The organism is Acinetobacter sp. 24-47-66 (assembly GCF_056779755.1).
The window spans coordinates 1-13,879 of sequence record NZ_JBWYIL010000012.1; the positions used below are offsets into that span (position 1 = coordinate 1).

The 13,879-nt window shown below is 39.2% G+C and carries 9 protein-coding genes; 5 read left to right on the top strand and 4 right to left on the bottom strand.

Annotated elements, in window-relative coordinates:
- The coding region (locus tag AC1M84_RS11020; RefSeq protein ID WP_481594995.1) for a BapA/Bap/LapF family large adhesin at positions 1-3,252 on the top strand (3,252 nt) is incomplete at its 5' end.
- Between the two features lie 877 nt (positions 3,253-4,129).
- On the opposite strand, the gene AC1M84_RS11025 is transcribed toward AC1M84_RS11020, so the two are convergent.
- From AC1M84_RS11025 to AC1M84_RS11035, 3 genes are all read right to left on the bottom strand, one after another.
- Positions 4,130-5,413: a ribonucleotide-diphosphate reductase subunit beta gene (locus tag AC1M84_RS11025; protein ID WP_179999441.1), complete on the bottom strand. Its 1,284-nt coding sequence runs from the start codon at positions 5,411-5,413 to the stop codon at positions 4,130-4,132.
- 145 nt (positions 5,414-5,558) lie between these two features.
- Entirely contained in the window at positions 5,559-5,690 is a 132-nt protein-coding gene (locus AC1M84_RS11030) for a YhgE/Pip domain-containing protein (RefSeq protein WP_179999438.1), read from the bottom strand.
- Between the two features lie 195 nt (positions 5,691-5,885).
- Positions 5,886-8,711 carry a ribonucleoside-diphosphate reductase subunit alpha gene (locus tag AC1M84_RS11035; protein WP_481589064.1) on the bottom strand — a complete coding sequence of 942 codons (2,826 nt, stop codon included), beginning with the start codon at positions 8,709-8,711 and terminating at the stop codon, positions 5,886-5,888.
- Between the two features lie 603 nt (positions 8,712-9,314).
- Here AC1M84_RS11035 and bfmR point away from each other — a divergent pair.
- Both bfmR and bfmS read left to right on the top strand, forming a co-directional pair.
- Complete coding sequence (gene bfmR / locus AC1M84_RS11040) at positions 9,315-10,031, top strand: response regulator transcription factor BfmR (RefSeq protein ID WP_035267251.1); 717 nt, start codon at positions 9,315-9,317, stop codon at positions 10,029-10,031.
- Positions 10,032-10,078: 47 nt separating this feature from the next.
- On the top strand, positions 10,079-11,728 hold the full coding sequence (gene bfmS, locus AC1M84_RS11045; RefSeq protein WP_481593635.1) for a sensor histidine kinase BfmS: 1,650 nt from the start codon (positions 10,079-10,081) through the stop codon (positions 11,726-11,728).
- 55 nt (positions 11,729-11,783) lie between these two features.
- Here bfmS and AC1M84_RS11050 read toward each other — a convergent pair whose 3' ends face one another.
- Entirely contained in the window at positions 11,784-12,140 is a 357-nt protein-coding gene (locus AC1M84_RS11050; protein WP_035267254.1) for a hypothetical protein, read from the bottom strand.
- 469 nt (positions 12,141-12,609) lie between these two features.
- Between AC1M84_RS11050 and ndhC the strand changes: the two genes are divergently transcribed.
- Entirely contained in the window at positions 12,610-13,158 is a 549-nt protein-coding gene (ndhC, locus tag AC1M84_RS11055) for an NADH-quinone oxidoreductase subunit A (protein WP_035267255.1), read from the top strand.
- A gap of 6 nt (positions 13,159-13,164) precedes the next feature.
- A complete protein-coding gene (locus AC1M84_RS11060) occupies positions 13,165-13,845 on the top strand; it encodes a NuoB/complex I 20 kDa subunit family protein (protein ID WP_035267257.1) in 681 nt (226 codons plus the stop codon).
- Positions 13,846-13,879 lie beyond the last annotated feature (34 nt).

A 13,879-nucleotide genomic window follows, 5' to 3' on the forward strand; every position in this document is an offset into this window, starting at 1 on the left:
GTAGAGGCAGCAGAAGCAGCATACGCTGCGGCAGAACAAGCACTGATCGATGCAAATGCCAATGGCCTCATCACCCCAACAGAACTTACTGCACTGACTCAAGCACGTGATGATGCACTTGCTGCGAAAACAGAAGCACAAACAAAAGTGACAGCCTTACCTGAGGCAGTACAAGCAGAAAAAGATGCGCTACAAGGTCGTTTAAATGATCTGGTTGATATCACTTTACCAACAGTAAATGATCAAAATGAAAATGATATTTCTGATGATATTGATACTTTATTAGCGGGGGTCGAAGCTTTAATAGAAAGTGCTGAAGAAGCTTATACAACGGCTGAAGAGGATTTAGCTGACGCCTTGCAAGACGGTACTGTAACACAGGCAGAGGCTGATAAATTGCAAGAGTCCCTAGAAGCTGCTCAGGCAGCAAAAACTCTTGCACAACAAGCATTAGACAATATTGATCAAACTTCAGATGCGATTGAAGCTGCAAAAGCTCTATTGCAAGAAAGAATAGATGATCTCGTAGATATTGAGGTACCTGAGCCATTTGCAACAGCGAATAATGATGTGCAATTGGTATTGGATATCACACCGACTGTAGATGTTAATGAAACACCAACAGAGCTTAACTCAACAGGATTTACGGTGGGTTCTGTTGGCTTAGGTCCAGTGTTAAATGCAAGTGTGCTTGAAAGCGTATTTAGCTCTTCAGTTTCCCTTTCAGTCGAAGAAGGCACCGAAAGAGATATTAGTTTCTATGCTGATGCTGGTGGTCTTACAGCAGGGACGATGAACTTATTTATGTATAAGTTAAATGAGTCAACTGGTGAATATGAATTAAAAGAAAAAATTGATAATTGGTATCTCGTTGTATTAGGTGGTGTGTCAGAAACGATAAGTCGTTCTTTAGATGAAGGAGAGTGGCTCATTGTATTAGGTAACGGCCAAGGGTTGTCAGCTGTTACGGGGTATACATTAAGATTTGAATCAGATGCTGTACGTGATTTTAATAATCCAGAAGCTGTGACAGGAACAATAAACGGTAATGTGATTACGGATCAGGATTATCAAAATGGTACAGATGTCGTCCCAGAGGGTAGTAAAATCAGTGGAGTTACTCATGGTGAAGATACCATTAATCAATTTACAGATGGTATTGCTACAATTAAAGGGGAGTATGGCACTTTAACTATCTCTGAAAATGGACAATATACATATACAGTAGATCCATTATTTAGAGATTACGGTGAAGTTGATCGTTTTGTATATGAGGTAACGGCACCAAATGGTGAAAAACGTACAGCTGAATTAAATATTGAATTAGTGCGTGTTGCCACAGATGAAAATGCCATCATTGATAATACAGTATTACTTGATGTTACTCCTGATTTAACTGAAACCACAGGCGAAGCATTAGGTATTTCAAATGCAGTCGCATTGAATTTACTTGATCTAGGTATTGCTGGTGATGTTTTGTCTGCAAGTGTAATTGGTACGGAAGGTGTCATGGACTTTACTGTTGAAGACGGTACTTTCCAAGAAATGACCTTTACTGGTTCCGCGGGCGGGGTAACGCTACTTTCAACATTTAGTTTGGTTATCTATCGTTTAGATGAGAATACTGAACAGTTGGTTCAAGTACATGAAATTCCGAATTTTGTTCAAGTGATCATCGGCGGTGGTGTTTCAACTCCTGTAACATTGAGTTTTGGTGAGGGTACTTACGTTGGTATTATCAAACAAACTAGTGGTGTAAACGTAATTGGAGGAGCATCGGCTCAAGTTACAGATGTCAATATTTATGATTATGCAAACCCAGAAACGATAACTGGATCAGTTCAAGGTGATGCAACCCCGATTACGACAGATAAATTAATATTGGTAAATAACACTGATGTGGTGGAAGGAGAAGTTTTAGTTGTACAGGGTCAATATGGCTCACTCAATATTAATACTGACGGTACTTATACCTACAATGTTACAGTTCCACAAAGTACAGTGGGTTGGACTCCACCATATGGTGAGATTGATCGTTTTGAGGTTGTAGTGGAACGAGCAGATGGTACAACTTACATTGAAGTTCTCAATATTAAGATTGATACCAATACAGTAGCTAACGATGCAGAAGTTGTAGACGTTCAAGCGGCAAACTATTCAACGCTCAATGAATCTGTAGAATCTGGAATTATTGGATCTGCAAGTCGTACATTAGAATTTAAAGTTGAAGAAGGATCTTATATTAGTAGCTTAGATCTCCAAGGTAATATCACTCGTACTTTAACTAATGATAATCCTTCAATGAGTGTTGTGATTAATAAGGTGACTACTCAGCTTGTCAACGGCGTTGAACAGCAAGTGCTTGAACAAGTTTATACCGGAAATGTTAGTATTACATGGCCAGCTGGAACAATATTGAATCCTTCGACATCAACGACTTATGCCTCAGAAATTATTTTAGATGATGGCAAAGTGCTCGATGCAGGTGATTATGTTATTTCAATTAACACAACGAGTAGTACATTTAATTCAGTGAATGTTTCTAGTGCATCAATTACTGGAATAATGGTCAATAATATTACTCCAACTGATACACCATTGCTCGAGGGTGATTTATTTGAAAATGATACAGCTATCGACCAAATTGATATTCTGAAAATTGGATCTAAAGAGCTTTATGTAAATGATCCAGCTAAAGGTGGTCAAGAGTTCACAGTTCAGGGTAAGCATGGTGTCCTTACTGTGTTCAAAGATGGCACCTATGAGTATCAACCATCAGGTTTAAGTGGAGGTCTTGAAACATTCACCTATACAACAGTTTCTAAAGCGGGAACATCACAATCTGCAACACTTGAAATTAATGTTTCGATGACGCTAACTGGAAGTGAGGAGGCGGATACCGTACAAGCATCTGCTTCAATCGATACTTTTACTCTTGGTGAAGGCGCAGATACAGTCCTTTATGATGTGCTCAATCAAGCTCAACATACCGAAAGTCCAGATATTTGGACTGACTTTAATCAAGCTGAAGGTGATCGAGTTGATATTTCTGCTTTATTAAAAGATCAGAATGTTACATCGTCTAACATTGGTGAATTTGTAACGATCAAACAAGATGGTGCAAATACGGTGATTAGTGTTGATACTGATGGGGCTAAAACGAAATATAACCCAACTGAGCTTATTGTTCTGCAAAATACAGATAGCAGTCTTTATGCGATCGATGATCTGTTAAAATATAATCAAATTTAATTAAACAAATGAAAAGAGGTCTTTCGAGACCTCTTTTTATTTTTAAAAATGTGAAATCAAAAGTAATTGGTATGAAAAAAATAAAATACTATTAATTTGAATAACTTAATTTTTGAAGAACAAACATTTTATTTGTTATTTCGTCATTTGGAAAATATTCTAATAAAACAAAATTCATTATGGAGACGCGATTGCAACAAAAAAATCACATCCAAGCACCATTTTATAGAGCTTTATGTGTTAGTCATCAGGGGTAGGCTTAATCATAAAAAAATGTTGTTTAGGATTTATTGATAATAAAAAATGGTAATGATTCAAAAAATTAAATCCCCACTCCAAAGAGATTTTCATCTCTATATTTAGACCTGTTTTTTAAACGTTATTAAATAGAATATAGAAACAAACACTCGCTCCTTTAAAAAAAATTAACCTTGCTCATTTTTATTTGTGTTTTCAGGTGGCTAGTATGGGGGTAGTAGTAATGTCTAAGTTTATAACTCGATATGTGTTGCAGAATTAGGTTATAGAGATCATTTTGCCTGAGTTTGAAGAATAATCCGCTCATTACTCATTACTCATTACTCATTACTCATTACTCATTACTCATTACTCATTATTCATTATTCATTATTCATTATTCACATTAGATTTAAAGGAGTGCTTGCATAATTCGATATTCTTAAATTGGTTGAAAACTCAGTGCTTTAACTTTGATTGATTTTGATGCTTAAATAAACATGTGAATATGAAAATTTTTAAACTGAAAATTTAACACTGCTATTTGTTTCTATTCTTGAATCATACTAAACCTGCTTGAGTATAAAAAATAAAGAGCCATATAAGGCTCTTTTATTTTTAGATACAATAGCGTGATCTATTACCAGCTTAACGCACCACCAGTTTGATAGTCTGTTACGCGAGTTTCGAAGAAGTTCTTCTCTTTACGTAAGTCCATCATTTCTGACATCCACTGGAATGGATTGTTCACACCAGCAAATTGCTCAGGTAAACCTAATTGAGCTAAACGACGGTTTGCGATGAACTTCAAGTATTCTTCCATCATTGCAGCATTCATACCTAATACACCGCGTGGCATTGTGTCACGTGCATATTCGATTTCAAGCATTGTACCTTCAAGAATCATTTGAATGATTTCTTCTTGGAACTCAGCAGTCCACAAATGTGGATTCTCAATCTTGATTTGGTTAATCATATCGATACCAAAGTTCAAGTGCATTGACTCATCACGTAAGATGTACTGGAATTGCTCAGCAACACCATTCATCTTGTTACGACGACCCATTGACAAGATTTGAGAGAAACCACAGTAGAAGAAAATACCTTCAAGAACACAGTAGAATGCGATCAAGTTGCGAAGCAAGATTTGATCTGTTTCAGGGGTGCCTGTTTTGAATGTTGGATCACTTAATTCTTGAGTGTACTTCAAGCCCCATGCAGCTTTACGCGCAACTGATGGAACTTCGCGGTACATGTTGAAGACTTCGCCTTCATCCATACCTAAAGATTCGATGCAATATTGGTAAGCATGCGTGTGAATCGCTTCTTCAAATGATTGACGCAAGATGTACTGACGGCATTCAGGGTTCGTAATGTGTCGGTAAATCGCAAGAACCAAATTATTCGCAACTAACGAATCGGCAGTAGAGAAGAAGCCTAAAGAACGCATCACGATAGTACGCTCATCTTCAGTTAAGCCATCTTCTGACTTCCAAAGTGCGATATCGTGATTCATGTTAACTTCTTGTGGCATCCAGTGGTTTGCACAACCATCTAGATATTTTTGCCAAGCCCATTCGTATTTGAATGGTACAAGTTGGTTCAAGTCAGCGCGACAGTTGATCATTGCTTTATCATCAACTTGAACACGTTGAGCGCCCATTTCTAACTCTTCAAGACCTGGAGCAACGTCCAAATGTTCTAAGGCGTTAGATGCTCTTGCCAACGGATCGGCTGAATTTGTTGTTCCGCTTGAACTGGTTCGAGCGGGTTGTGCAGCTGCCACACGCGTCGATTCGTTGCGTGCATCAGATACCACTTGTGGATTAGGCGCTTTTTGCGGTTCGATGGGCGCAGACTGCTGTGCTTGTGCAGTTTGTTTCGGTTCATCATCTTCGAAATCGTCCCAACTGAGGATAGACATATCAATTCTCTCTACGTTGCTTATATCTTTTATTCAGACATCTCAACGTGAGACATCCTACTATACGCTTATATTGTGTAAGCAAAATTAAGTTTTGCCGATGAATGTACTCAATTTGTTCATTTGAGTAGATTGAATTTCCGCACTACTTATTTTGCTTACGCTTCTGTTGTTTGCGAATGGCTAAAAATGCATAGACCATCGGCGTGTAAAAGAAAATAAAGGCAAAGACCAATACCGCAAGTCCTAACATATAGTTATGGGTCATATGGGGCATGATGGAATCCTTTTTGTAGATGAATTAGTGTTAATTCTGATAAGCCTAAAAGGTTGATAATTAATTACCAACCTTTTAGAGTGTTTTAGTTTTTCATTGCAATAATGATAGCTATAACGATAGGAACAACAATCGTTGAAAAACCTAAAACTATAGACAATATACCTAAAACTAAATCAGGATTAACACTATTCATTACTGACAAGCCTCACAATCAGGGTTGTCAATTGAACATGCCATTGGCACTGGTGCTGCTTGTTCGAAGCCTTCTTCTGACGCTGCTGCTTCAGGTTTAGCTTCTTGAGCAACTGCTGCTACTGGTGCTGCAACTGTCGCAGGTTTAACTGCGTTTAATGCACCTGTGTTAATCGTAGATTTCTCAGCAGATGTCGCACCCAATGCACGAAGGTAATAAGTCGTCTTAAGACCACGTAACCATGCCATCTTATACGTGATGTCCAATTTCTTACCGTTTGCACCAGAGATGTAAAGGTTAAGAGATTGTGCTTGGTCGATCCATTTTTGACGACGTGATGCAGCATCAACAATCCAGCGTGCTTCAACTTCAAATGCTGTCGCGAAAATTGCTTTTAACTCTTCAGGAATACGCGCAATTTTTTGTACTGAACCTTCGAAATGTTTTAGGTCATTAACCATCACAGAATCCCAAAGACCGCGTTCTTTTAATGCACGAACGAGGTAAGGGTTGATGACAGTGAACTCACCAGACAAGTTCGATTTTACATATAAGTTTTGGAATGTTGGCTCAATAGATTGAGATACACCACAAATATTTGAAATGGTTGCAGTCGGCGCAATGGCCATCACGTTCGAGTTACGCATACCATCTTTTTGGACTTTGGCACGTAACGTGTCCCAATCCAAACGTTGTGTACGATCGACTTCAAACATGCGTTCTGGACGAGATTTCGCAACCAGCTCAAGAGAGTCAATTGGTAAAATACCTTGATCCCACAATGAGCCTTTAAATGTTTCATACGTACCACGTTCAACCGCCAAATCGCTTGAAGTTTGAATCGCGTAGTAAGAAATCACTTCCATCGATTCATCCGCAAACTCAACCGCAGCATCAGAACCGTAAGCAATTTTCATTTCGTATAGTGCATCTTGGAAGCCCATGATACCCATACCCACTGGACGGTGTTTCAAGTTTGAATTACGCGCTTGTGGAACTGCATAGTAGTTAATGTCGATGACGTTATCGAGCATACGAACTGCAGTTTTAATCGTGCGAGCAAGTTTCTCACGGTCTAATTGACCACCTTGAACGTGTTGAACAAGGTTGATTGAACCCAAGTTACATACCGCAATTTCATCTTTGCTTGTGTTCAATGTAATTTCAGTACACAAGTTAGAAGAGTGCACCACACCTACGTGTTGTTGCGGTGAACGTAAGTTACATACGTCTTTGAATGTGATCCAAGGATGACCTGTTTCAAATAACATTGATAACATTTTGCGCCATAAGTCTTTCGCACGGACTTTCTTATGAAGCATGTCTGTTTCTTTCGCAATGCTTTCGTAGTAAGCATAACGTTCTGCGAATTCAGCACCCGTTAAATCGTGAAGATCTGGTGTTTCAGACGGGGTGAAGAGTGTCCATTCAGCATCTTCAAATACACGTTGCATGAACAAATCTGGAACCCAGTTTGCAGTGTTCATATCGTGTGTACGACGGCGGTCATCACCCGTGTTTTTACGAAGCTCTAGGAATTCTTCGATATCCAAGTGCCAAGTTTCAAGATATGCACATACCGCACCTTTACGCTTACCACCTTGGTTAACTGCAACTGCTGTATCGTTCGCTACTTTAAGGAATGGAACAACACCTTGCGATTTACCGTTAGTACCTTTGATGTATGAGTTCAAGGCACGAACTGGTGTCCAGTCATTACCTAAACCGCCTGCCCATTTAGACAGCATTGCGTTATCACGCATAGCGCCATAAATATCGAACAAGTCGTCATCAATCGTTGTTAAATAACAGCTTGATAACTGAGGACGTAATGTACCTGAGTTAAATAGGGTTGGCGTAGATGCCATGTAATCGAAGCTAGACAACAAGTTATAGAATTCGATTGCACGATCTTCACGGTTGTCCTCATTGAGCGACAAGCCCATAGAAACACGCATGAAGAATAATTGTGGTAATTCGAAGCGTACGCCATCAGAGTGGATGAAGTAACGATCAAATAATGTTTGAAGACCTAAATATGTAAATTGATTAGAGCGTTCTGGTTTAATCGCAGCCGCTAATTTTACAAGGTCAAAATTTAATAATTCTGGAGAAAGAAGCTCTAGCTCAACACCTTTTTTCAAGAAGGTTTCAAGCGCATCATTTTCAAGCGTGTCTTTAGATAGACCAAGAAACTCAAGACCTGTTGCAACTAAGTTATCACGCAATAAACGTGCAGTGACGTACGTATAGTTTGGTTCTTGTTCAATACGTGTACGTGTCGCCATCATCATCGTTGTAGAGATGTCTGATGCTTTAACACCGTTGTATAGGTTTTTTACAGTTTCATCGATGATCGCTTGAACATCAATGCCTTCTAAGCCTTCGCTAGCTTTTTCAATCTTCGCTTGTAAACGACTCAAATCTAATGGTTGGAGCTGACCATTTTGACCTGTGATCTGAAGAGTAGGGTGATGATGAGCACCTAACTCTTTACGCGCTTCAGCACGTTGTTCACGATAGATCACGTATGCACGCGCTACTTTTTGTTCACCTGTGCGCATTAAAGCTAATTCAACTTGATCTTGAATTTCTTCAATATGAATCGTGCCACCAGAAGGTAAACGACGCTTAAATGTATTCATCACCATCTCAGTCAGCTGAGTAATACGATCATGAATTCTGCTCGAATCTGCACTTGGTTGACCTTCAACAGCCAAAAATGCTTTACCAATTGCTACAGAGATTTTATCTGCATCAAAAGTGGCAACATCACCAGTGCGTTTAATCACTTGAAGTTGACCAGGGGTTGTATTAGCGCTCATTTCAGCGTCGCTCCATTCTCATCATTTTTATGCTTATGGACCATTTGAATCGGATAAAAACTCAAAAAATGAGCTATCGCGATATTTGAGGGTAAACACAAGACTTAGTGGTTTAATGTAAATTAAGACACAAGATACGGTAAATTTCAGGGTAGATCAATATTGACATTTTGATAATTTTTTTTCTGAGTTTAACACTCAAATTTCCCTATACTTTTTCCACGTTCCGCCATTTTTGTTATGTAGTCAGCGTCACAGGGTGCAAGCATAACAGAGACTTTTTAGAGTGCTTATAGATAAGTTTGTGGATAACTCTGAAAGTGCAAATTGCTTCTCGAAAATAATTTTTTTGAAATATTTTGTTTAAAATATCATCAAATTGATTTGTGTTTGAAAGTTTAAAGTTGATTGCAAATATTGATCGACTTGGCAAAACTATCTATTTATCAATAGTTAATAAAAAGATAACAAAAGACTACGCTCGTGTATCAGTTTCGTGAACAGGCTCTTGTTTACAATGTAAACGTGTGTATATTGCAAAACATATCGATGTAAATCTGTGAAGTTTAATCAGCAGATATCGTAACAATATAGGGGCATTCTATGAGCCAAGAAGAAAAGTTACCAAAGATTTTGATCGTTGAAGATGACGAGCGTCTTGCGCGTTTAACGCAAGAGTATTTAATTCGTAATGGATTAGAAGTTGGGGTAGAACCAGACGGTAATCGTGCAATCCGCCGTATTATCGCAGAGCAACCAGATATGGTGGTGCTGGATGTTATGCTTCCTGGTGCTGATGGTCTCACCGTATGTCGTGAGGTTCGGCCACATTATCATCAACCGATTTTAATGTTGACTGCTCGTACTGAAGACATGGATCAAGTATTGGGTCTTGAAATGGGTGCAGACGATTATGTTGCGAAACCAGTTCAGCCACGCGTTCTATTAGCGCGTATTCGTGCTTTGCTTCGTCGTACAGACAAAACACCAGAGGATGAAGTTGCTCAACGTATCGAATTTGATGATTTAGTGATTGATAATGGTGGTCGTTCTGTAACCTTAAACGGTGAGCTTGTAGATTTCACAAGTGCAGAATATGACTTATTATGGTTGTTGGCATCTAATGCTGGTCGTATCCTTTCACGTGAAGACATTTTTGAGCGTCTACGTGGTATTGAATATGATGGTCAAGACCGCTCAATTGATGTTCGTATTTCTCGTATCCGTCCAAAAATTGGTGATGATCCTGAAAATCCTAAACGTATTAAAACAGTGCGTAGCAAAGGATATTTATTCGTTAAAGAAACCAACGGGATGTAATCACATCCCCGCGGTAATGTCCTCACTCCTCAGAAGGTCATACCTTAGTGTCTAAACACAGTATATTCCTGCGTATCTACGCAGGTCTCGTCATTTTGGTGGTGCTGGTTGCCATATTTGGTTATTTGCTTGTGCAAATCATCAACTATCAACGCGCGCAGGAATACCGTGAGTCATTGACTGATGGGATTTCGTACGTCATTAGCGAGGGTGTTTCAAGACAACAAACCATGCAACAAAGAATGGATTGGATATCAGATGCATCTGATTTGCTCGAACTTCCAATCTATTATCTAGAATCTGATAAAGTCGAACTTTCACGCACCGAAAAATATCGTTTAGAAAAGCGCAAAGCAGTTGTGCGGTATGACGCCAAAGAAAGTATTGCTTATGTCATTATTGGTTTAATAGATGACCCTGAGCATTTACTTTATGTAAAAGTGGATAATATCGGTGAGCGTCAAATGAAGGCCTTACCAATCTTTGTATGGGAATACTTGGTTTATTATCCAGGGCAGGAAAGGGAATATCTTGCAAAAATTAAGCAACACTTTTCTTATGATTTAAGCATTCAAAATCTGTCTGATCTCAATTTAGATTCTGAGCAAATTGGTCGTTTACGTGCGGATCAAGGGGTTATCTTGTATCAGGATAGCGCTAGCATTCGTGGTACTACGATTTCTGTCATTTCTCCAATGACGAATTCCTCTGGTGATGTCTTGGTGATGGGACCAGTGCCAATGTTCAATTGGATGCCATTCCAATTGGCAGCAGGGATTACTTTGCTGAGTATGTTTATTTTGTCGCTTGGTGTGTATGGTCTGATTGTCCCAATGCAACGCAAGTTGAAGCAAGTTAACTCAGCCTTAAATGTTATGCAAAAAGGGGATATGTCCGTTCGCGTTCCTGTCGAAGGGTATGATGAGTTAGCGCATTTAGCAGCCAGCTATAACAGTATGTCAGATCATATACAGCGTTTGATCGAAGCTCAGCGAGAGTTAATGAGAGCTGTATCACATGAGCTGCGAACGCCAGTCGCACGTATTCGCTTTGGTATGGAAATGTTGGTTGATGAAGAGGATTATGAGTATCGTCAGCAACAAGTAGAAATGATTGATAAAGACATTGAGGCTTTAAACACGCTCATTGATGAAATTATGACCTATGCTAAACTTGAGCAAGGCATGCCTTCTATTGATTTTGAGGAAATTCGACTATACGAAGTGCTTGAGCAAGTCGCTATTGAAACTAAAGCATTAAAAACCAATAAAAATATTCAATTACATTTGCCATCACAAGCTTTGGTGGTGGATGCTGAACGCCGTTATTTACATCGTGTAGTACAAAACTTAGTCGGAAATGCGATCCGATACTGCGATGATACAGTGCTGATCACTGGTGGGATTGATGCGCAGGGAATGGCGTATATTTCAGTTGAAGATGATGGTCCAGGGATTCCAGAAGAGGATCGTAAGCGAGTGTTTGAAGCTTTTGCTCGCTTGGATGATAGTCGTACACGTGCCTCAGGCGGATATGGTTTGGGCTTGTCTATTGTAAGTCGAATTGCCTATTGGTTTGGTGGTACGATTCAAGTGGATCAAAGTCCTAAAATGGGTGGTGCAAGATTCACCATGCAGTGGCCAGCCAAAAGATTTAAAAAGAAGAAGATTGTTCAAACCAGTCAAACATCAGAGTAAAACGAGAATTAAAAAAAGCGCGATTAAGCGCTTTTCTTATAATTTATATTGCCTTTTATTGGTAATTATTGGCATTCGGTTCAATGATGCGTTTTCCTTCCTTAAGTGCATTTAAAGCATCGGCATTGAAATCGATCAGTAAACTGTTATTGGTTGCATCAACATGATAATTGCTAATCAGTTTTTGATCGCCGTGAATGGTCTCAACTGTATATTCATCTGCGATGTTTAGAATAGCATCAAGATTAGTGGTTGTAGAGGCGAGGTCTTGGCGGAAAATTTGATAAATATCGCGTAAATCAAAAATAGCATTCGTTGCATCAGGATGTTTTTTGATATAGCTGTCTAAATGATGGACGATCAACTGAGCAAATAAAAAATAGTTAGGTTTGTGTGTGAATTCTAGACTCATAGATCTTCTCCTTATTATTTAATTGAGCATATAACGAAAATCAGCACGATTTGTATAAAGTTAATTAAAACATTGTAAGCAATTAAAATTTAAAACTTTTAAAATAGAATAAATCAAAAATAATTGAGCCATATTGGTGCAAAAAAAGCTGACCCAACACGAATGGTAAAACTAAAAAAGTGATAGTGGGTAGGTTGGAGGCGATTGAATTTTTTGAATGATTATTCGGAAAAAATAATCAGTTTTATCACCTTGATAACTTTCTACGATTAAATAAGGTTTTATTGACTTTAATCACCATGAAATCTGGAAAAAGGGCAAAATTCATCCTAAAGACTTAGAGGGATTGGCTAGCAACAGAAATCATAAATCAGGTACAATTGGCGGGATTAATTTTGTGTTTGGTGTATTTGAAGGCCAATACATACATTCTTTGTTAATAAATAGGCCTGCCAGGAGTTATCCCCGCATGAGTGCCATTACTCCATACGATTGGGCAATAATTGCCTTCGTGATCGGCGTTACATTTTTATGCGTCTTTATGCTCACTGTCCCGCTACTCCTAGGGGGTAAATCGTGGGGACGTGCTAAGCAAGAGCAGTTCGAGTCAGGCGTAGTTAGTGCTGGTGGAGCACGAATTCGTCTATCTGCAAAATTCTATTTGGTTGCAATCTTCTTCGTTGTGTTTGACTTAGAAGCGCTCTATCTCTATGCATGGGCTGCGTCAGTTCGTGAAGTGGGTTGGATCGGTTTTGCAGCAGCAGCTGTATTTATTTTAGTTTTACTCGTTGGCTTGATTTATGAGTTGTCTACTGGTGCATTAAATTGGGCGCCATCTGATAAGCGTAAAGCAGCAGGGATTAAACCTAAAATTGGTTCGCCAAATATGGATCTCGCAGAAATTACTCGCTTCAACTCAATTGAGGAGTTGGTGGTTGACCCTACAGGTCAAATTCCAGCGCAATCATCTGGTCGTGTAAAAGCTTCGCCAACGACTACATCATCTGATAAGGAGTAATACGGGATGAAATATACATTAACCCGTGCGAATCCGGATGCTGATCAGTATCCACTTCAAGAGCGTATCGTTGTAGAAGATCCGCTTCTACAAGAAGAAGTGAATAAGAATGTGTTCATGACTCGTTTAGAGGATTTGGCGCATACAGCAGTAAACTGGGGTCGTAAAAACTCAGTTTGGCCGTTCAACTTTGGTACATCTTGCTGCTACGTAGAGTATGCAACGACTTTAACAGGCGTGCATGACTTGTCACGTTTTGGTGCCGAAGTAATTCGTGCTTCACCACGTCAAGCGGACTTGATGATTGTAGCGGGTACATGCTTCGTCAAGATGGCACCTGTAATTCAACGCCTTTATGAGCAAATGTTAGAACCTAAATGGGTGATCTCAATGGGTGCATGCGCAAACTCTGGCGGTATGTATGACATTTACTCGGTTGTACAAGGTGTCGATAAAATCATTCCAGTGGATGTGTATATTCCAGGTTGCCCACCGCGTCCTGAAGCATTAATCCAAGCGTTGATGTTATTGCAAGACCAAATTCAATTAGAGCGTCGTCCGCTTTCTGCGGTGATCGGTGATGATCTTAAGCCAGTTTATAAGCCAAAGATGCAGCCTGAACGTGACCGTAAGAATGCTGAACGTATTGCAGTAAAACACTTACGCTCTATGGATGAAATTAAATAATCTTAACGGCAAATAATATTGATGCACCCGCTTG